We start from the raw sequence: 19018 nt of genomic DNA on the forward strand, positions 1-19018 counted from the left end.
TCGCACAGCTCGCGGCGCCGTTCCTTTTCAACGCCGGCTCAGTCGGTATCGTGCCGGAGCCTTCGCGACTTCGGCAGGCAATGCGCGATGCCGAATACAGCGAGGGAGGCCATCAGAAACGTAGCCACTGGAAACGTGCCCGCCGTACTCACGGCGATTTCGCGCGGTCGCTCGCCCAGCAGCTGAAGCCGGCGACGTGTCATCCTGGCGCCCAGCGAGCGGAGCTCGCCGGTGAGCGCCCGCTCGGCGGCCGGCAACAAGACCGTCTCTTCGTCCGCCACATGATGCATGACCTCCCGCATCAGTTGGTGGAAGAGTCCATCGTAAGCGGCGTTGTCCGGGCCCATCGTGCGCAGTCTGCCGATCGTGGCCCGCATTTCGTCATGCTCGGGACGGCTCTTGCCGAGCGTCGGGTCCTCGCTGATTACCGTGGCCAACGCGGGGTAGAAGATTTCTTCCTCGAGTTGCGCGTGGATCTCGAGAGCGGCACACGCCGAATTAACGATTGCGCGCTTGCGCCACCAGGGGCTGTCGGCGTGGTAGCGGTGAAACGCCGCGAGCACATGCATATGATCCAGCCGGATCATCGACGTGATGCTCGGAGACATCGAGGAAGTCGTATCGGACATAACAGTTCTCCAGAGTGCCCGGTGCGAAGAGGACCGGACGATCAGTCTGCGGGCGGAGGTGGGAAAGGGCGCGTTGCGCCGAATCCCTGGTCACGCCGCTTATAGCGCGATGCCACGCTGAATGTCCGACCGCGGAACGGATGCCGGCCGCCCGCGCAAGCTTTCGTGGCGATCGTCATCTTCGCCAGTGGCGTGCCGCAGGCGTTCGCCTCGGCTGATGGGCCGTTGTCGTTGCCTCAGCAAGTCGGATACCTGGCAACCGTGGTGTCCGATGGCGATGACTCGCCGCGCGGTCCGTGGAACGACCGCCCGGGCTGGGAGTTTGTCGAGAAGCCGCAACCGGCGGTCGACGGCGGCGACGGACTCGCAAGCGTTCAGGTCACTGAGAAAGACGTCGAAGTGCTTAGTGCGATGGCGTCGCGCACGGCGTCCGCAATCACAACGGATCCCCCTCACAGGCGCCGACCTGGGCGCCGGGCAGGAGGCTGCTGCATCGAAGTGATGCCCGCGGTGTTCAACTTCGCCGGCAGCACTATGCCGGCAACGGCGGCCCTCGTCCGGTCACTGCCGATACCGGTTACGCGACAGCATGCCGGGCACCGCCGCCGTGCCAACCCCGTGTAATGGAGACTGTATGCTCAATAGCCCCGCGGAACAGCCATTTTTCCGTCAAGGCGAAGCTACCATCGGGGCATCGTCGAGTTGCGCCGAAGAAATATCTGCCGGATTGGAGAAAGTCATCCGGCTCAACATGCAGACTGCAAAAACGGCTGTCGCCGAGCAGCGGGCGTTGGCCGATGCCGCACTTTCTGCCCACTCGCTCAGCGAAGTAATCGATCTCCAGTCCCAGCAACTGCCCGTCGCCGTCAAGAAAAGCTTCGCGTATGGCCGGCACGTAGAAGACATTGCTGTTCAGACGGGGACGGACCTTCTGATTGCGATGCAGGAGCACATCGGTCCCTCAGGATGTTGTGGGAGACGGTTGACTTTTCGGCCGGCGCGGGCGCTGCGCAGCGGCGATTGGAGAAAGCTGCCGTGCTTGTCGCTGGGCAGCCGAAACAGCCATCGCCGAGCCGGTAGCGATCCTGAACAGTTCCGGCAAGGTGATCAAGTCTGACGACGCGCAAGGAGACGCGCACTAGCTCAGAGTCGGCGACATTGCACGTCGAATCAGCAGCCGCTGGTCTGGAGCGTCGAGCGTCGCTGAGCGTTCATTTCGGCTCGCCAATGCGACGAGCCGCCTCTTTCAGAAGGAGTCGCCGGCAACAAGCGCACAGCGGCCGGGTGCCGGCAGGTCCGTCGATCACGGCTCCGTGGAAACGAATGGGACGGCAAGGGCGCGTTTGTGACGAGTCGCCGTGTAAAAACGGTGAATGGTGCTGAAAACTTCGTCGCTCACCGGCTTGCCTTCGAGGAAGTCGTCGATGTTTTCGTAGCTGATGCCATAGCTGTCCTCGTCCGGCTTCTGCGGCGTCAGCGATTCAAGGTCCGCTGTCGGCATCTTGCAGGCGAGGCGGCGGGGCGCGCCCAACGCCTGCGCTAACGCGTGCACGCGCCGCTTCGTGAGACCGGCCAGAGGCAGGATGTCCGCGCCGCCGTCGCCGTATTTAGTGAAGGAGCCCATTAGCGATTCGGCCGCATGGTCGGTGCCGATCACGACGCCTACCCGCGCGCCGGCGATCGCGTATTGCGAGATCATTCGTTGCCGGGCCTTGATGTTGCCGAGCACGAAGTCTTCCTGAAAGTCATCGACGTATTGCACGTTGCCGCGCTTGAGCGAGAACAGCATGGCATCCGACGGATCCTTGATATTCACCGTGAACGCCTCGTCCGGGCGGACGAACTCGAGCGCGAGGGCGGCGTCTTCCTCATCGCGTTGGCTGCCGTACGGGAGGCGCACGGCCGCGAATTTCGCCTCATAGCCGCGTGCGCGAAGGCGCTCGACCGCAAGCTGCGCGAGGCGGCCCGCGGTGGAAGAATCCACACCGCCGCTAATGCCCAGCACATAGGTCCGAAGCCCTTGCGAGACGAGATAGTCGCAAAGGAAAGTGACGCGTTGCTCCCGCTCCGTGTCGACGTCGAAGTCGTGCGCGACGCCGAGCTCGCGAATGACGGCCTGCTGCCAGGCATTCCTTTCGGTAGAAGTTGGCAGGGTCATGGCGTAGTCCTCTGAGATGGTTCCCGCTGCGCGCGCGGGAGTTGATTGAAGTAATGCTCGATGCGCGACAGCGCGTACAGCGCGGCCGCCGAGCGCACGTCGTTACGTTCGCCTGGAAACTGCCGCGTTTCGGCGAACGTGAACAGTTCGCTGTTGCCGGTCCGGAACGACCATGCAAAGCACTGCGTGCCCGCCGGCGGACCGCCCTCCGGCGCGGCATCCGCGAGACCGGTGTTGGACACGGCCACATCGGCACAGCAGCCTTCCTGGCGAAGCGCGCCTTTGGCCATCTCGCGGGCGACTTCTTCGCTCGTCAGGCCAAACTTTTCCATCGTCGTTTCGCTGACGCCGAGGAAGCCTGCCTTGCCCGATGGCGAGTAGCTCACGAAGCCGACGTCAAGGCACGCGCCGCTGCCTGGCACGCCGGCCAAATAGGACGCAATCTGGCCGCCGGTGCAGGATTCGGCGGTCGCAAGTTTCAGCCTTCGAGATGTCAGGAAAGACACAACTTGCTCGGGAATATCCATGGCTTGTCTCCAGCAGTGACGCGGTGGATCTTATTGCACGCGAACCGTAATGAACTAGCAAGGACCGATCCTCGGGCGCCGTGGAACTAGCAAGGGCCGATCCTCGGGCGCCGTGCGGCACGCTGCCGTTCCGCCACAAACCGACGTCGAACGCAATGACGCGATGCGTCTTTCAGGGCTGCTGAATCAATCGCGGTGACAGGAGCGGACAGGAATTTTTTAGAAGCGAACCTTGCTTTCGCCCCTTGAAAAATTCCTCAAAATGCCTATCTTTGATTTCGCTCAGGCAGACGCGCCGGTCACATCCGGTGCGCTGCGTGTTTCGATTTGTTTGCCAGCAGCCTGGCAGGCCGACTGGAGCGCGTAGGCCCGTTCGCCTCCTCGCTGCATCGAAGGAGGATACGACCATGAGTGATCTCTATTCCGGAACTGACCTGTTCAGTGAGTTTGACCGTCTGCAGCAGCAGATGGACAGCCTGTTCGGCGGCTTCCCATCCAGCATCCGTTCGGGCCGCTTCGGAGCCTTTCCGCAGGTGAACATCGGTACGACCGACGACTCCATCGAAATCGTCGCGTTCGCGCCCGGCCTCGCGTTGGCCGACCTCGACGTGTCGATCGACAAAGGCCTGCTGACCATCAGCGGCGAGCGCAAGCCTGCCCAGTCCGGGAGCGACAAATCCCGAGGCGACATCCGCACTTATGCACAGGAGCGCTTCGCCGGCGGTTTCCGCCGCGTGATCGAGCTGCCGCAGAATGCCGACCCCGACAAGGTCCAGGCGCGCTATACCAACGGCTGCCTGTCGATCACCGTTGGCAAGCGCGAAGCGTCCAAGCCGCGGCCCATCGCTGTTCAGTAACGCCAGTAATTCGAGGAGCAAGCCATGAACGACACGACAGGTCGCTGAACGCGACAGATAGCAGTAGCGCGACGCGACGGCGACCGGCCGGCACGCCGCATGACGCTCACACCGGACGTCGATGTGTTGGAGGACAGCCAGGGCATCACGCTGTGGGCGGACCTGCCAGGCGCCACGAAGGACAAACTCGACGTGAAGGTGCACGACGGCAATCTCTACATTGAGGCCGAAGCGGTCGTGCCGACACCAGCGGGTCTGCGGCTGCAGCACGCGGAGATCCGTGAACCGTATTTCGCGCGCGCGTTTTCGCTGAGCCCGGACTTTGACACATCGAGGATCGAGGCAAACCTGCAGGACGGCGTGCTGACGCTGACGATTCCGGGTCGCGACGAAGCGCGGCCGCGACGGATCGAGGTGCGCACGAACTGAGCCCGCCTCACCAGCACGACGACAGGAGACAAACCGGTGGCGGCTGCAAGGTCGCCATCGCCTTGCTTGGCGGAGATAGCGCGCGTTCGCGCGCACGATCCCGATGCCAGAAAGCGCCGACCCCGACCACGCTCTCGCCAGAAACGACAACAGTGAGCTTGCGCCGACCGTGCCGGAACAGGAGCCGCAGCGATCCGCGAGTCGTACGATCGATATCGGTTGACGCCGGCGGTGGAACGGCGCCGGCAACGCGAATGCATTGGAGTAGCCCGGGTCGTTAGCTCAGCAGGTAGAGCAGCGGACTTTTAATCCGTTGGTCACTGGTTCGAATCCAGTACGGCCTACCAAAGAATCGGCACTTGATCCAGTCCCCGTGACCGGGATCTTTGCTTTCTGGTCCATTTCCGGTCCAGTTGCAGTGAGGACGGCTCGCGGGCAAGTCGTCTTTTTACAGTCTGTGGCACACCTTCTTCGCCTTTCCGCTGCGGCTCTGTGGATACGTGATCGGGACTTGACCGTTGCTAAGGAAAGCCGACACGAAGCCGGCTTGAAAAGGTCGAGCTTCCGAGAAACAGCCACAACCTGACAGAACTCACGGCAGGACTCGAGGCCCGCGATGCATCCCAAGCAGCTTCCAACGTATTCCCGGAGAAACGCTAAGACCATGTCCCGCTACCAGGTGGGCCCGGCACCTTTAGATTGCCGCTCAAATGTCCTTGCATAGAAAGACTCAGACGCCGCACCTGGCTCGCCGAGCGGAGAGAAGGACCAGTTGGAGGTCCGCAGTGGGTCGAAGAATGAAGCCGCTCGCGCGGCAGGTGCTCCGGCCAGTTTGAGCCGTTCGACAGCGGGCCTAGATGCTCGCGCTGACCATCGGGGAGGCCTCGGGCCAGATGCCGGGCGTAGCCATTGATTGCGCGCTTGGCTCTACCGTGGCCTTTTGCTATACATTTAGACGTTGTCACACGGGAGGTGCCCATGCCGCTGGTTGTCCGACCTGCAAGCGCTGACGAACTGGCACGCGCCGAAGAACTGGTTGCCCGTAGCATCAACGACCTGACCGTCCGCCACGGTTTCGGGCCGATCGCCACGTCGCGGCATTCGGATTTTCAGGCGTTCTGCCTTCGGGACGATCCACGCGGAGTGTGGCTGGCCGAAGGTAAGCCGGCCCACGGAGACCCTTACACGCTTACTTGCGGAGCCGGCCCCCCGGGCACAGGTCTGCTCATAACGAGTGTTCGACGCCGGGCAAGCTGATCACTTCTCCGCCTTCGAGAAACGAAGACCGCTCGAGATACCACGCTTCGTATGTGTACAGCGCTTGGTCCGAGGGTAAGGAGGCAAACATCATGAACTCAATCTGGTCCGAGCGCCGAATCGACATTGCCTGCACGCCGGCCGTCGCAGTCCTTACAGCATCGTCCACCTCCGCTCCGACCTCCGAGGAATCAGACGCTGCCACCGACGAAAGCGATCGGAGACTCTCATGAAGATGAAAAACTCAGCGCGTCGCGAGCCGATTCGCAAGGTTGCGCTTGCTGGCCTTTCGGTTTGCGCGGCACAACTTACCAGCGCGGCAGATGTCACCATTGCTACTTTCAACAGCCCGGCCATGCTGGAACTCAAGAAGCTTTCCGCGAGCTTCGAGAACGCGAACCGGGATATTAGGCTGAATTGGGTGATCCTTGAGGAAAACGTGCTTCGTCAGCGCGCGACGACCGATATCACCACTAACAGCGGCCAGTTCGACGTGGTTGCAATTGGCACGTACGAAACACCGCAGTGGGGCAGGCGCGGCTGGCTGATGCCGATGACCAATCTGCCTGTCGATTACGATCTCGACGACGTGGTAAAGACCGCGCGCGACGGCCTTTCCTACGATGGGCAACTCTATGCGTTGCCGTTCTATGTCGAGAGTTCGATGACGTTTTATCGGAAGGATTTGTTTCAGGCTGCTGGGCTCAATATGCCGGATCAGCCGACCTACGACCAGATCAAGCAATTTGCCGTCACGCTCACCGATAAGGCCAAGGGTCAGTATGGCATCTGTTTGCGCGGGAAGGCAGGTTGGGGTGAAAACATGGCATACGTGTCGACCGTGGTGAACACTTACGGTGGACGCTGGTTTGATGAGAACTGGAAAGCGCAGGTTGATACGCCGGAGTGGCACAAGGCGATCAGCTTCTATGCAGACCTCTTGAAGAACGAGGGGCCGCCCGGAGCGAGCTCGAACGGCTTCAACGAGAACCTGACGCTGATGTCGTCCGGGAAGTGCGCAATGTGGATCGATTCGACGGCTGCCGCGGGCACGCTCTACAACAAGTCGCAGTCGAAAGTGGCGGACAAGATTGGCTTCGCTGCGGCACCGGTTGCGGTAACGCCGAAGGGATCGCATTGGCTGTGGTCGTGGTCGCTCGCGATCCCCAAGACCTCGAAGTCGCAGGATGCCGCGAAAAAATTTGTTACTTGGGCAACGTCGAAACAGTACACCGAGATGGTTGGAAAGGACGAGGGTTGGGGATCTGTTCCTCCGGGCAGGAAGTCGACTTTTGCACGTCCCGAGTACAGGCAGGCCGCTCCTTTCGGAGAATTTGTGTTGAGAGCGATCGAATCGGCCGACCCGAACGACTCATCGCTCAGGAAGGTGCCGTACAGCGGAATTCAATTCGTAGGCATCCCCGAGTTCCCGTCCTTCGGGACTGCGGTGGGGCAAGCAATTGCGGGCGTCGTTGCTGGGCAAACCAGTGTGGACGCAGCGCTGAAGGCGGGCAACGCCGCCGCCGATCGCGCTGTGAAGCAGGCGGGTTATCAGAAGTGAGCCCCAGGAGCTCTCGACGCCATGCATGGTAGGAGCAATGGATCCAGGCCGATCGTGGGGGGGAGCAGTCCGCGCACAGATGGCGGCCCCGACTCGCGCAAGATGCCGGCCTTTGCGGACAAGCTAACGGACAGCGAAACCGCGCACGTTCTGACATTTATCCGCAACACGTGGGGCAATGCGGCCGAGCCGGTCACGGCCCATGACGTGTCCGCGGTGCGGCATGCCTTGCACAAATAGTGGCTGTGGAAGGCATGCGTGCGCAATAAATCACTTCTTCACCGAATCAGGAGGAATCGGGTTTTTGTCCTGAGACGAGTCGAGCGTGTTCTCTGATGTCGGATGCCGGCGCTTTTCCTTTGCGTCCTGCGCGCTCTGAGCGGTGTCTTTCAATGACGTGTCGCGCGTGGTTGTTTCGTTTGACGTGGTCGTGCGATGCCCTTCGCGTCCGGCAGCATCCTCCGGAGTCCGCTGGTTGGTGTGCTTCATGGTTTGCCTCACATAAAAGACGGCGGTGTCGGCCGGAATGCCCCAGTATGCATGGCTGGCCGAGCCGTCATGACGCGTGCTCTATTTGTCGTGATGGCCCGGCAGTACCGCGCCGAGCACCTGCCTGGCCGTTTCGACGATCACGTTGCCCTGGTCGGGGTCGCCCTTCATCAGTGTTGACGCAAACGCCTTGGCCTGTGCGAGCGTGATATGCGGCGGCAAAGGCGCGATGTTCGGATCGGCCTTCACTTCGATGACCACCGGGCAATCCGCGGCGAGGGCTTCGTCCCACGCCGCACCCATCTACTCTGCGTCGTCGACGTAGATGCCTTTCAGGCCGATCAATTCCGCAAACTTGTGATAGGGCACCGAGGGAATATCCTGCGATGCTTCGAACTTCGGATCGCCTTCCATCGCGCGCTGCTCCCACGTGACCTGGTTGAGATCGCCGTTATTCAGGACCATGCAGATCCAGCGCGGATCGGCCCAGTTCTTCCAGTACTTCGAGACCGTGATCAGTTCCGCCATGTTGTTCATCTGCATCGCGCCGTCTCCAACCAATGCGATCACGGGTCGCTCAGGGTAGGCGAACTTTGCGGCGATCGCGTACGGCACGGCCGCGCCCATCGACGCGAGTCCGCCGGACAGCGAGCACATCATGCCGCGCTGTACCTTCAGGTCGCGTGCGTACCAGTTCGCGCACGATCCGGAATCGCTCGTGACGATGGAGTTAGCAGGGATGCGTTTGGACAACTCCCACACCGTGCGCTGCGGATTGACCGCGTCTTTGCCGGGTTCGTGTGCGCGCTTCTCGAGCGTCTTCCACCAGTCCGCGGTCCAGCCTTCGATCTTCTTGCGCCACGCACGGTCCGGCTTTTCTTCGAGCAGCGGCAGCAACGCGCGCAAGGTTTCGACACTATCGCCGACCAGATTCACTTCCATCGGATAGCGCAGGCTCAGCATGTCCGCCTTGATGTCGATCTGCACGCCGCGGGCCGCGCCTTCTTTCGGCAGGAATTCCGCGTAGGGAAAGCCAGAGCCGATCATCAGCAACGTGTCGCATTCGGTCATCAGGTCGTAGCTCGGCTTCGTGCCGAGCAGGCCGATCGAACCGGTGACCGATGGCAGATCGTCGGGCGGGGCAGCTTTGCCGAGCAGCGCCTTGGCGACACCAGCACCGAGTTTTTCGGCGACGGCGATGACTTCATCCGTGGCATGCAAGGCGCCGGCGCCGACGAGGATCGCGATTTTGTTGCCGGCGTTGAGGACGTCGGCGGCTTGCTGGAGATCGTCGGGATAGGGCATGAGACGCGGCGCGCGGTAGCCCACGCCCGAATGCAGCGTGCCGTGCTTGCGGCCGGGTGCTTCGTAGGGCAGATCCTGCAGATCGTTGGGCAGCACGATAGCGGTGACCTTGCGCTCGGAGAGCGCAATGCGCACGGCGCGGTCGACCAGATGGCGGACTTGAGCGGGAACGCTGGCCTGTTCGACGAAGGAGCCGGCGACATCCTTGAACATCGAGACGAGGTCGAGTTCCTGCTGATAGTGGCCGCCGAGCGCCGCGCGGGCTTGCTGGCCGGCAATGGCGAGGACCGGCATGTGATCCATCCGAGCATCGTAGAGGCCGGTAATCAGATGCGAGGCGCCAGGGCCAGAGGTGGCGATGCACACACCGAGTTCACCGGTAAATTTGGCGTGAGCCGTAGCCATGAAGGCGGCCATTTCTTCGTGCCGGACCTGGATGAATTCGATCGGGGCGGGTGCTTCTTTGCCTTCGTCCTTGCTTTGGCGATGCTTCCGGGATTCGGATTGAGCGCGGTTGAGGGCCCCGAAGACGCCGTTGATCCCGTCGCCGGGGTAACCGTAGATGCGGCGGACGCCCCAGGCGTGGAGCCGTTCGATGATGAAGTCGCCAACGGTGTCGGACATCACGCTCTCCTTGAAAACGATTGAAGCGACGACGGTTGAGGGGATGTGTGGCTGGGCCATTTCGCCGTTCGTCGTATGTCTGCTTCGCCTGTCGCAAGTCCCGTTCCGCGGTATTGCAGGCTGTAATCGTCAAGGAAGAGTGTCCAGTTAGCGGGCGCGGCACGACAGGATTGCTGTCAGACGGTAACCGTCAAGTGGAGGTCGAGGTCGGCGAATATAACGGAGCATGCATAAAGCATCCGTCTCCGATCCGTCGTCGCCCGAGGCGCCGATTCCGTTGAAAGGCTATCGATTTCTCCCGGACACCATCAGTTACGCGACGTTGGCTGAATTACCGCGTTCCGCTGAGTCTGCATGGTCGAGGAGACGTTGGTTGCACGCAGTATTGAAGGGCGGGGCATCGCCTGGCGACCGCCGGGTGAACACAACCGTTGAGCAACAGGCATTCCTGGGTAAGGGCCTGCACAACCGCGCGAAGATGTTTTGCACTTCGCCGCGCGCAGCCTCTTCGACGATACGGTCGGCGGTTCGGCACGCTATCGCCCGAATGCCCCTTGGTTTATCTTCAATGGTGATTTTCGGGTACTGTCGCGTTAAAGGATAGGCAACAAGGACCGCGAGATGATCATCCTGCGGGTGGGCGCCCTCAGCCGCAGCCCATACGAGCGGATGCAGCACCTGCCACTTGCACGTCAGGCCGGTTGGACTGATGCCGAAATCGCGGCGATCGAAGCGGGAAACAGTTCAGACGCACGGTCCGTGGCGATTCTACGATTCGTCGACGAGTGCGTGCGCGACATCAAGGTTGGAACACAGACTTTTGCCGCCGTCCGTGCATTTTTCTCTGAGACACAGATGGCAGAGCTGACGCTCCTGATCGGCCACTACATGATGACGGCCCGTTTCCTCGAAACCCTCGAGGTGCCGCTTGATGACGCGGCGACATCGTGGGACAACATATAGGTTTCGTGTTCGCGTGGCTCCGGCGATGACCGTTTACCCGAGACAAGCCGCCTTTAGACACGGCAACGTTATCGATACGCGGAAACGGTAAATTGAAATGTCATTCCCGGGCCAATATTGCGGGACGCCCACACCCGCCCTCCGTGAGCTTCGATGATCGAACGACAGATGGATAGTCCCATCCCCATACCATCTGGCTTCGTCGTGTAAAACGCGGCGAAAAGCCGGTCCAGCCCCTCGGGCTCCGTGCCGATGCCGACGTCCTGTACCGCCACGAGCACCTGGTCGGATTCGCGCCGTTCGGTTCGGATGGTCAGCACGCGCGCGCGATCGATGCCTGCCACCATGGCTTGGATACCGTTGATTGCAAGATTGATGATCACTTGCTGCAGCTGGATCCGGTCGCCGCGCACCAGGGGCAATTCCGGCGCAAGTTGCACCTGCACGGTCACTCGATGGTTGAGCGCCTCCTGCTTTACGAGAGCGACCGTCTCATCGATGACCGCATTGATGTCAAGTGCGACCACCTCCGGATCTGCCCTCCGGGCGAGATCGCGAATGCTCCGCATGATTTCGCTCGCCCGATTGGCTTCTTCGGCAATGTGATTCACGCAGGCGCGCGCCTCGCCTATTTCCGGAACTTCGCGGGTCAGCCAGCGCAAGCCAGCTGAGGCGCTGGTAGCAATGGCGGCAAGGGGCTGATTCACTTCATGCGCAATCGAGGCACTCATCTGTCCGAGGGCTGTTACACGAGTGACGCGGGCGAGTTCCGCCCGTGCCGTGTCCAACGCCTCTTGCGTTTCCCTGGTTGCCGTGACGTCCATCAGTGCACCAACGAGTTCCTCTTCGCCCGATTCGTATTTCACGCGATGGGTCCTGACGGTCAGGTGTTTGATCGCTCCATTCGGCATCAGAAGACGGTGTTCGTAGTCGTAGGATGGCTTGCCAAGTGCCGCACGATTAATTTCATGCAGTACAAGTTCTCGGTCATCCGGATGAACACATTGGAGGATGAGGTCGCTGGTCGGCTTGACCGTTTCGTCTACTCCAAATATCCGATATGTCTCCTTCGACCAGACAATGTTGCCGCTAGCTATCCTCCAGCCAAAGCTCCCTGTATGACTCAGCCGTTGGGCATCAGCCAAATAGGCCTCACTCCGCCGCAATGCGCTTTCGGTACCTCTTCGCGCGACGTTCAACCACACCACAAACAGGGCTGTCACCGCAAGCAGCACGACGCGCGGCAAGTCCGTAGGCGCAACCGCGAAACCGATCGGCGGGACAAAATAATAAGTGAAACCCGCAACGGACAGTGCGGTCGCGAACAAACCCGGGCCGAGGCCACCGAACCAGGCACTAAACATGATCGCGCATAGAGACAGCGATACGAACGGACTACTGTGCATGTCAGGTTCTAGTAGCAGCGCGGCGACGAGGGCCGCAACAACCGACAGAACTGCAACTGCATAGTTAACGAGAGCGGACCGTCTGGACCACTGTAGAGGACTAGACCGGGACATATCTTCTGCCTCCACAAATCAGCAATGCCTCGCGCAATCTGGGTGCCTAAGGCATTCGGATCGACATCTTCAGGGCCGCGACCGCCTCTTTCCGCGAAATCCGCAATGCAGACGCCGGCGACCACGCCTTGATCTCCTCGCCCCTCGTGCGTAAAACCGCAGTCGGGCGACGCCGCGGCGACCCTCCGGCTCAGCGGGGCGAGGCGCACGGCGGCCGGTCCTTGCTTAGCTGATCGTCGCGCGGGATGCCGACAATCATAGGACTGACCCACCGAGCTGTCGCAACCGATGGCAAGTCAGTGCAGCCGCGCGCACCGACGAGCTTACTGGTGCCAGGCGAAATCTCTTTCTGGGTCAATGGCCGCGGGTTGCCTGAAACCGTTATGGTAGCTGCGCGTCGGCTGGTTAGGTGCGGACAGCGGACACCGGGTGAGCGAGTCCGAATGACCGAAGGGGGTCGACCAGAGCCGGTCAACGAGGCTCAGTGCGGCCACGAGGGGCGCTACCGAACGGCCGGTCATGGCGCCATGGCAGCCATAGAGAGTCGGAGAATTGGATCGATGACTGCCAGGCTTTCTGTGCGGCATGGGCATCAGGGCACAGGGTTACGAATTGAACAAGTCATCGACAATACGTCGTCCCGCACTATAGCCGCCCATCAGCGCATCGGCCTCACTGAGAAATGGCCTGCCTCGGGATTCGCCAAAACGCAGCGGGGAGAAGACAGCGACAGATGCACCGGCCTTGCTGATCCTCACGACCGCCACAAATCCGACGCTGGTTGTCCCCTTGGGTCCCGCCTTCCAACTGAAGTCAGTCTCAACGGCCACTTCAATATCGAATCCGTGATAGTGATAAGTGCGGCTCATGGGCTTACCCTGTCCATCCGGGCGGCAATCCGGAAGGGTTCGAGCACGACGTTCTTCCCACCCAACACATCGCCAAATCCGAACGCTGATACCAGCATGGCCAACGACGAGCCGACGCACACGAGCATGTGAGTGCGCAAACCTGCCGCCCAGTTCAATCTTTCGCGCTCAAAGCCGATGACGCTCCCAAGTAGAGCCGGCAGGACGAGGCGCGCCAAAAACCCGATATTTCCTATCACACGTTGCCTTTCGATAGTTCTGTTTTAGGCCTGCCGGGAAGCCTTGTCGGCGACATCGGCATACAGTTGGGCCGTCCGGTTAACGCTCCCATCGGGTTCTTCGATGACCGCCGGCAGCGCCTCGGCGCGATTTTCGTGCGCGCAAAACAGATTGACGATTTCCCGGGTCGGTATGCTCGCGACGAGCGTTGAAATTTTGCCCGGATTGAACCACCGGCAACGCGAGATTTCGTTACGAGCTTCGGGGGACGCGTCGCGAGGAATATCGGCGCACAAAAACGTGATGGCGTTTGCTGAGACCGCCAAACTGGAACAGGGACGTAAGCTCCATTCCAACGAGCGAAGTTTCTTCTTCCAGCTCGCGCTGCGCGGCGTCCAGCGGCGACTCGGACCGCTTTATCGTGCCTCCAGGTAACAACCACCGTGACCTCACGCGTGCGACCAGAAGTACTTGGCCTTCCCGGCTGCATATGATGGTCGCCCTATCTTTCATGTTCTCCCCTGCAGGACACGCGGCTGCTGTGTTTTCGAAGCAGATTATGGACCACGCGTGGACGCCTGTTTTGTGGAGCGGCCAAACGAAATCTATCGCCCGTTATATAGCGCACGCTTGGCCGTTGGTATCGGTCGAGTCACGGGTGACGCGCGGTGGACATCGTCCGGACCCGGCTGTCAAAGTCGCACTCGTAACTTGATCCCGTGCTCCTTGCGCATTGGCGTAAGCTGAACATTAGTTAGCGAACAACGGGGAAAACAAAAATGAGAACACGTACGGCACTTGAGATCTGCCTGCCGCTGGGCCTGTTCGTCGCGGCCTGCGCGTTGTCGCTTCCAACCCTGGTGATTGCTTTCCTCTGGATGACGGTTGGCGTTGTCTCGCTCGGACACCGTCCCCTTGACAGCTTCCCCACAGACGGAATCCCCCGGCAATGGCTCAAAGGGTATCGCGGAGCGTGCCTGTGGTTTTACCATCTTGCCTGGTGGCCCTGGTATATGAGGTCCTCTCTTCAACTCTTCGCAAATCAAATCGGTAGGGCGCTACCAGGAAAGAGGAATTCGCCGCATCCCGAGTCGGAGAATCCGCCGGACGGCGGGCCGACTGGCGGGTCTGGGGAGGATCGTACGAGCGACGCTCATCAAGGACGCCAGGATTGAATGGGCCGTAACCGAACCGAGTGTCGATCTATCGAACAGGAATGGCATGCCGCCGACGTCGGCCGCGTTCCAGGGGTAAAGCGACAAACCCGCTGTCGAGTGTGCCGGTCCCGTCCTGCGCTCGAAGCGGCCACTCGTGTTTGATACGCTAACGGCGCGTGTGGGTCGAGTACCGCCGATCACCCAACGCGAACGCAAATCTAAATGGCGCCTCAGCGGGCACCCGATGGGGTGGGTAATCGCCGTCTTCGACAGCGGCACGCAGTATCAGGTGACCGCGCTTTCGCATGGTTGTGAATGTCGTCTCCCATAAAGGTTCACTCTGGAAGTCCGTGTCGATACAAACATGCAACTAACCGTCTGGCACGTCTGCGTCTCCCTCAACCGCAAACCTCGCCTCCAGCAAACGCAGGCGCAATCTACACTGTGGCCGACCGACATGAAATTTCGTTCCGGCTGTCTGGACATCACAGCGAGGTCGCCTGCGCGATTACGCGGGAAGCGCCCGAGGTGCAATTCTGGTTGCCGCCAGACGCTGACCAGGTCCGGATGCTCAATGTTGGAAGGCGCCGCATCATTGCGGTCGCCGGAAGAAAACTCCGCCTGCGTCCGGGTGAACCGGTCAGGCTCACGGCCGACGATTTCCAGATCAGGGGGTAGGTGGTGGGTTATGGCTGCCATCGGTTACCAGTCGTCACCAGTCAATACGGTGTTTCTCGTCGGTCTCGCGGTGCCGGCGATCGTCGTCAATGTGAAGATACTGACTGGTCGTCGTCAGTGACGCATGCCCGAGGTTATCGCGCACGAGGCGCAGATCGACCTGCTGGTCCGCCATGTGGGACCCTGCGCTGTGACGCAGCCAGTGTGCCGATGCCTGCTCGAGGCGGTCCGCGCGCTGTGACTGGTCTTCACCACGTGCACGCAGGGATTGCGCCGCACTGCTAAAGACATCCTTCACGATCCGGTGCAACGCTGCGCGCGTGAGCGGTTTGAGCGACTGGCCAATTGGCAGCACGAGCGGCGTGTCCTCGCCCGGCGAGGGCAGGGCGGGCAGTCCGCGTGCCCGCCGGTAGGTGCCCAGTTCCGTCATCATCTCTGCGGTGGCGGGCACCAGCCGCTCCTTGCCACCTTTGCCCATCACGTCGAGCCACCAGCGATCCGTGCCGTTTTCGTCAGCGCGCCGGAAAAACCGTCCCATCGTGTTCGTGCCGACCTCCGTGATGCGCAGACCGCCCAGATAGAGCAGGGTAAAGAGCCAGCGCACGCGTGCGTGGTGTTCGCGCTCGCGAGCCGTCTGCACGGGCATGCCCTGAATCCAGGTCTTGACCTCGAGCCACAGCTCGGGCGACAGATACCGGACGATGCGCGGCCTGGCCCGTCGGGCACGCTGACGCGACAGCGACAGCGGATTGCCGGCCAGATACCCGGCCTGCACGAGCCACGCAAGCATGACGTTGAGGATCACCATGGCCTGGCGCTGGCTTGAGCCGGACAGCGGGCCGTAGAACGGCCGCCAGCGCGGATCGTGGCGGGGGTGTTTGCGTCCGCCGTCAGCGGTCCACCGCGTGGCAGGCTGGGGATCGGCGAGAAAGTGCTGGTAGACGAGCAGGTCCTCGTGCGTGAGCGAGGAGAGCGGTTTGCCCATCTGCAGGACCGACCACAGCAGCAGCCGTTCGGCTTCCTTGCGGTAGTTGTCAAACGTGGTTTTCGTATCGGCGAAGCGGGCGAGCCACGCCCGAAGCGCGTCGAGATCGGTGTCAGCGGCGACCTGCATGCGTCCGTTGGCGCGATTCGTGCCGTGACGGCCATCGAGGTCGGGGGGCAGGTCAGGGGGCAGGTCAAGCGCATCGAGCGGGCGCGGGGCGGGCAGGGCGGTGGTCATGGTCAGGAGGGGCGGCGGTCCGGGGGCTGGCGGGGACGTAATGATGGGCGCAACAGATCGCCGAAAATCAACATTATAGGATTAATGTCAAAATATTGGTCAACGGTAATCAGATATATGTTGGTTTACGTAGTAATATTTATCAGAATTATTTGAATGTGATCTCATGAGCGACGTCCTGTCCCCCGATGCGGCGCTGGCCGCCGAAATCGAGCGCCTGAAGGCCGAATTCCCGAAGACGCGCGAGCTCTATCGCGAGGTCTGCGCGCTGTTGTTCTTCCGTCATGGCATCACGCCGACCGCCAACCGCCTGTATCAGCTCGTCCGGCGCGGCAGCATGGGCACGCCCACGGCCGTGCTGGTCGAGTTCTGGAAGGAGTTGCGGGAGAAGAGCCGGGTGCGCATCGAGCATCCGGACCTGCCGGCTGATCTGCAGGCGGTCGCCGGCGAACTGGTTGCGACGCTGTGGACCCGCTCCAGCACCGCGGCGCGTGACGCGCTCGACGCGCTGCGCGACGAGATCGAGGTGCAGCGGGGGGAGGCGCAACGGGCTGTCGTCGCGGCCCGGGACGAACTGGCTCGCGTTGAGGACGCGCTCGAGCAGCGCACCGGCGCGTTGCTGGCCGCGCAGGTGGAGGTACGGGAGCTGGAAAAGGCACAGGCCGAAGGCCGCGCACAGCGACAGGCGCTGGAGGCAGAGCTTGAGCGGGTCCGGGCGACGCTGGCTGCGCGTGATCGCGAGTTCGTGGAGGTGCGTGAAGGATTCTCACGCGATCTCGGGAAGCAGCGGGACGCGACGGAACGCGCGGAGGAACGGTTCCGTGCCTCTGAAAAGCGTGCCCTGCTGGAGATCGATCGCGAGCGAAGCGCCGCAACGAAACTGCAGAAAGAGCTGGACGAAGCCGTGCGCCGTGCGGAGCAGAAGGACGCCGATCATCGCCGCGCGTCTGAAACCATGCAGGCACAGCTGGGCGACGCGCGTCATCAGGCTGGCGTGCTGCAGGGGCACCTCGATGCAATCCGGGCGGCCAACAGCGCGTACGCGCAGGAACTCGAGATCCTGCGGCGCCAGCCGCTCACTGCGCCCGCATCACGCCCGGAAACCGGGGCGCGCCGGAGCTCGCCGCAGTCAAAAGGCACAGTCCGGAAGGCCGGGTCACCCGCTCGCAAGCGACGTGCGTCGAAGGGTTCGGCGACATGAAGAAGGCGCCTGGAAGGCGCAGGCCGGCGGTCTGCCCGCCGATCGGTACGTTGATGCAATATGGCGACCGGACGGTGCGAGTCGTCGCCGAGGCGAGCGGCCAGCGCGCCCTCATCGAGTCGGTCGGCGACGACGGCCGGATTTTTCGCAGTCACGTGAAATGGACGAACCTGCTGGCCCTGACCGGGCAGCTGTTCTGAAACACGACACGCCAGGCGGCTGCACGAGTCGCGTAATTGTCTCCGCGATGCGGAGAGTTTTGCTGGCCAGATCCTGCGCAGCCTTACAGCGACTGGTTTGCCGGCATGTGCGGCGTCCTGTAAGGTGTCAGGCTGGCCCACCTACGTGGGGCGATTGACGTGCGCTCTTCGACAGAAAGGAAAATCATGAACAAACAGGAACTGGTTGATACGGTCGCGACAGCAACCGGCAACAGCAAGGTGGCCGTGGCGGCCGCCGTCGATGCGATCATCGGCACAGTGACGGGCGCGGTCGCGAGCGGCGAAGCGGTGCAACTGATCGGGTTCGGTACGTTTGCCGCCGGTGCGCGCGCGGCGCGGGTTGGCCGTAATCCCGCCACCGGAGCTGAAATGCAGATCGCTGCGGCCAAGACGGTCAAATTCACGGCGGGCAAGGCGGTCAAGGATGCGGTTAACGGCGTGTGACCCGGATGATTGGTTTTCTGACATCGGAGTTCCAGCCAGCATGAGTTCACTTACGCCCACACCGCTACTGAATGAAGTCCGGGATCTGATTGATTCGGCGCGTGAGCGCGCGGCGGCCGCCGTCAACGCCGAACTGTCGCTGCTGTACTGGCGGATTGGACACCGCATCCGCGCAGAGGTGCTGGGCGGTGCACGTGCGGAGTACGGCCGGCAGGTGATCGCATCGCTTGCAGGAGCACTCACCGCTGAATATGGCCGCGGCTGGAGCGAGCAGCAGTTGCGGCATTGCGTGCGGGCCGCAGAGATTTTCCAGGACGAGGCAATTCTCTCCGCAGTGCGGAGAGAATTGAGCTGGACGCACATCAAGACGCTCATCTATGTCGACGACCCGCTAAAGCGCGAGTTTTACCTTGAGCTCTGTCGGCTGGAACGCTGGTCGTCCCGGCAATTGCAGGAGCGCATGGATTCGATGCTCTTCGAGCGCAGTGCGATTTCGCGGAAATCCGCAGACGCGATCCGGCATGATCTGGCGCAAATACGGCAGGAGCGGCGCGTACAGCCGGACGTGCTGTTGAAAGACCCGTATGTGCTGGACTTCCTCGGCCTGAACGATCACTACCTCGAAAAGGATCTCGAAGACGCCATCCTGCGCGAGATGCAGCAATTCCTGCTTGAACTCGGCGCTGGT

General features: G+C 61.7%; 17 protein-coding genes, 1 tRNA gene and 4 pseudogenes. 11 read left to right on the forward strand and 11 right to left on the reverse strand.

The window, feature by feature from the left end; genetic code table 11:
• Positions 1-38: 38 nt before the first annotated feature.
• Positions 39-629: a hemerythrin domain-containing protein gene (locus P0D73_RS41950; RefSeq protein WP_408435704.1), complete on the reverse strand. Its 591-nt coding sequence runs from the start codon at positions 627-629 to the stop codon at positions 39-41.
• A 264-nt stretch (positions 630-893) separates the two neighbouring features.
• Here P0D73_RS41950 and P0D73_RS41955 point away from each other — a divergent pair.
• A pseudogene (locus P0D73_RS41955) lies at positions 894-1131 on the forward strand (manganese catalase family protein); the annotation flags it as partial.
• Positions 1132-1263: 132 nt separating this feature from the next.
• A complete protein-coding gene (locus P0D73_RS41960) occupies positions 1264-1746 on the forward strand; it encodes a phasin family protein (RefSeq protein ID WP_408435706.1) in 483 nt (160 codons plus the stop codon).
• Positions 1747-1932: 186 nt separating this feature from the next.
• Here the strand turns inward: P0D73_RS41960 and nadE are convergent, their stop codons facing one another.
• Entirely contained in the window at positions 1933-2787 is an 855-nt protein-coding gene (gene nadE / locus P0D73_RS41965) for an NAD(+) synthase (RefSeq protein WP_408435708.1), read from the reverse strand.
• Positions 2784-3314: a CinA family protein gene (locus P0D73_RS41970; protein WP_408435710.1), complete on the reverse strand. Its 531-nt coding sequence runs from the start codon at positions 3312-3314 to the stop codon at positions 2784-2786. The genes nadE and P0D73_RS41970 overlap by 4 nt, the downstream gene beginning before the upstream one ends.
• 407 nt (positions 3315-3721) lie before the next feature.
• Here P0D73_RS41970 and P0D73_RS41975 point away from each other — a divergent pair, with 407 nt between their 5' ends.
• From P0D73_RS41975 to P0D73_RS41985, 3 genes are all read left to right on the forward strand, one after another.
• Complete coding sequence (locus P0D73_RS41975; RefSeq protein ID WP_408435712.1) at positions 3722-4171, forward strand: Hsp20/alpha crystallin family protein; 450 nt, start codon at positions 3722-3724, stop codon at positions 4169-4171.
• 99 nt (positions 4172-4270) lie between these two features.
• Positions 4271-4600: an Hsp20/alpha crystallin family protein gene (locus P0D73_RS41980; RefSeq protein WP_408435714.1), complete on the forward strand. Its 330-nt coding sequence runs from the start codon at positions 4271-4273 to the stop codon at positions 4598-4600.
• Positions 4601-4871: 271 nt separating this feature from the next.
• A tRNA-Lys gene (locus P0D73_RS41985) sits at positions 4872-4947 on the forward strand.
• A gap of 878 nt (positions 4948-5825) precedes the next feature.
• Here the strand turns inward: P0D73_RS41985 and P0D73_RS41990 are convergent.
• On the reverse strand, positions 5826-6026 hold the full coding sequence (locus P0D73_RS41990; protein WP_408435716.1) for a hypothetical protein: 201 nt from the start codon (positions 6024-6026) through the stop codon (positions 5826-5828).
• A gap of 60 nt (positions 6027-6086) precedes the next feature.
• Here P0D73_RS41990 and P0D73_RS41995 point away from each other — a divergent pair, with 60 nt between their 5' ends.
• Entirely contained in the window at positions 6087-7418 is a 1332-nt protein-coding gene (locus tag P0D73_RS41995) for an ABC transporter substrate-binding protein (protein ID WP_408435718.1), read from the forward strand.
• Positions 7419-7688: 270 nt separating this feature from the next.
• Here P0D73_RS41995 and P0D73_RS42000 read toward each other — a convergent pair whose 3' ends face one another.
• Together P0D73_RS42000 and P0D73_RS42005 are read right to left on the reverse strand one after the other, a co-directional pair.
• Entirely contained in the window at positions 7689-7907 is a 219-nt protein-coding gene (locus tag P0D73_RS42000; RefSeq protein ID WP_408435720.1) for a hypothetical protein, read from the reverse strand.
• Between the two features lie 81 nt (positions 7908-7988).
• Positions 7989-9836, reverse strand: a pseudogene (locus P0D73_RS42005) (thiamine pyrophosphate-requiring protein).
• Between the two features lie 600 nt (positions 9837-10436).
• Between P0D73_RS42005 and P0D73_RS42010 the strand changes: the two are divergent.
• The gene (locus tag P0D73_RS42010) at positions 10437-10799 is read left to right on the forward strand and encodes a carboxymuconolactone decarboxylase family protein (protein WP_408435732.1); all 363 of its coding nucleotides are present in this window, start codon (positions 10437-10439) and stop codon (positions 10797-10799) included.
• A 68-nt stretch (positions 10800-10867) separates the two neighbouring features.
• Here P0D73_RS42010 and P0D73_RS42015 read toward each other — a convergent pair whose 3' ends face one another.
• From P0D73_RS42015 to P0D73_RS42035, 5 genes and pseudogenes are all read right to left on the reverse strand, one after another.
• Positions 10868-12319 carry an ATP-binding protein gene (locus P0D73_RS42015; RefSeq protein ID WP_408435722.1) on the reverse strand — a complete coding sequence of 484 codons (1452 nt, stop codon included), beginning with the start codon at positions 12317-12319 and terminating at the stop codon, positions 10868-10870.
• A gap of 605 nt (positions 12320-12924) precedes the next feature.
• The gene (locus tag P0D73_RS42020) at positions 12925-13188 is read right to left on the reverse strand and encodes a hypothetical protein (protein WP_408435724.1); all 264 of its coding nucleotides are present in this window, start codon (positions 13186-13188) and stop codon (positions 12925-12927) included.
• Between the two features lie 14 nt (positions 13189-13202).
• Positions 13203-13427 (reverse strand): annotated as a pseudogene (locus P0D73_RS42025) (MgtC/SapB family protein); the annotation flags it as partial.
• Between the two features lie 24 nt (positions 13428-13451).
• Positions 13452-13920, reverse strand: a pseudogene (locus P0D73_RS42030) (NUDIX hydrolase).
• A gap of 1356 nt (positions 13921-15276) precedes the next feature.
• The gene (locus P0D73_RS42035; RefSeq protein ID WP_408435726.1) at positions 15277-16464 is read right to left on the reverse strand and encodes a tyrosine-type recombinase/integrase; all 1188 of its coding nucleotides are present in this window, start codon (positions 16462-16464) and stop codon (positions 15277-15279) included.
• Between the two features lie 166 nt (positions 16465-16630).
• Between P0D73_RS42035 and P0D73_RS42040 the strand changes: the two genes are divergently transcribed.
• The 4 genes from P0D73_RS42040 to P0D73_RS42055 form a co-directional block, all read left to right on the forward strand.
• A complete protein-coding gene (locus P0D73_RS42040) occupies positions 16631-17665 on the forward strand; it encodes a DNA-binding protein (RefSeq protein ID WP_408435728.1) in 1035 nt (344 codons plus the stop codon).
• Positions 17662-17865 carry a hypothetical protein gene (locus P0D73_RS42045; protein WP_408320665.1) on the forward strand — a complete coding sequence of 68 codons (204 nt, stop codon included), beginning with the start codon at positions 17662-17664 and terminating at the stop codon, positions 17863-17865. Before P0D73_RS42040 ends, P0D73_RS42045 begins: the two co-directional genes overlap by 4 nt.
• A 186-nt stretch (positions 17866-18051) precedes the next feature.
• Positions 18052-18330 (forward strand): HU family DNA-binding protein, encoded by a 279-nt coding sequence (locus P0D73_RS42050; protein WP_408435730.1) that lies wholly within the window; start codon positions 18052-18054, stop codon positions 18328-18330.
• A gap of 40 nt (positions 18331-18370) precedes the next feature.
• The coding region (locus tag P0D73_RS42055; RefSeq protein ID WP_408435734.1) for a PDDEXK nuclease domain-containing protein at positions 18371-19018 on the forward strand (648 nt) is incomplete at its 3' end.

Source organism: Paraburkholderia sp. RL18-101-BIB-B (assembly GCF_046026985.1).
Lineage (GTDB): Bacteria > Pseudomonadota > Gammaproteobacteria > Burkholderiales > Burkholderiaceae > Paraburkholderia.

Bases quoted from the DNA above. Each gene is read 5' to 3' on its own strand.
- P0D73_RS41950 (WP_408435704.1), bottom strand. From the start codon at position 629: ATGTCCGATACGACTTCCTCGATGTCTCCGAGCATCACGTCGATGATC.
- P0D73_RS41960 (WP_408435706.1), top strand. From the start codon at position 1,264: ATGCTCAATAGCCCCGCGGAACAGCCATTTTTCCGTCAAGGCGAAGCT.
- nadE (WP_408435708.1), bottom strand. From the start codon at position 2,787: ATGACCCTGCCAACTTCTACCGAAAGGAATGCCTGGCAGCAGGCCGTC.
- P0D73_RS41970 (WP_408435710.1), bottom strand. From the start codon at position 3,314: ATGGATATTCCCGAGCAAGTTGTGTCTTTCCTGACATCTCGAAGGCTG.
- P0D73_RS41975 (WP_408435712.1), top strand. From the start codon at position 3,722: ATGAGTGATCTCTATTCCGGAACTGACCTGTTCAGTGAGTTTGACCGT.
- P0D73_RS41980 (WP_408435714.1), top strand. From the start codon at position 4,271: ATGACGCTCACACCGGACGTCGATGTGTTGGAGGACAGCCAGGGCATC.
- P0D73_RS41995 (WP_408435718.1), top strand. From the start codon at position 6,087: ATGAAGATGAAAAACTCAGCGCGTCGCGAGCCGATTCGCAAGGTTGCG.
- P0D73_RS42000 (WP_408435720.1), bottom strand. From the start codon at position 7,907: ATGAAGCACACCAACCAGCGGACTCCGGAGGATGCTGCCGGACGCGAA.
- P0D73_RS42015 (WP_408435722.1), bottom strand. From the start codon at position 12,319: ATGTCCCGGTCTAGTCCTCTACAGTGGTCCAGACGGTCCGCTCTCGTT.
- P0D73_RS42020 (WP_408435724.1), bottom strand. From the start codon at position 13,188: ATGAGCCGCACTTATCACTATCACGGATTCGATATTGAAGTGGCCGTT.
- P0D73_RS42035 (WP_408435726.1), bottom strand. From the start codon at position 16,464: ATGACCACCGCCCTGCCCGCCCCGCGCCCGCTCGATGCGCTTGACCTG.
- P0D73_RS42040 (WP_408435728.1), top strand. From the start codon at position 16,631: ATGAGCGACGTCCTGTCCCCCGATGCGGCGCTGGCCGCCGAAATCGAG.
- P0D73_RS42045 (WP_408320665.1), top strand. From the start codon at position 17,662: ATGAAGAAGGCGCCTGGAAGGCGCAGGCCGGCGGTCTGCCCGCCGATC.
- P0D73_RS42050 (WP_408435730.1), top strand. From the start codon at position 18,052: ATGAACAAACAGGAACTGGTTGATACGGTCGCGACAGCAACCGGCAAC.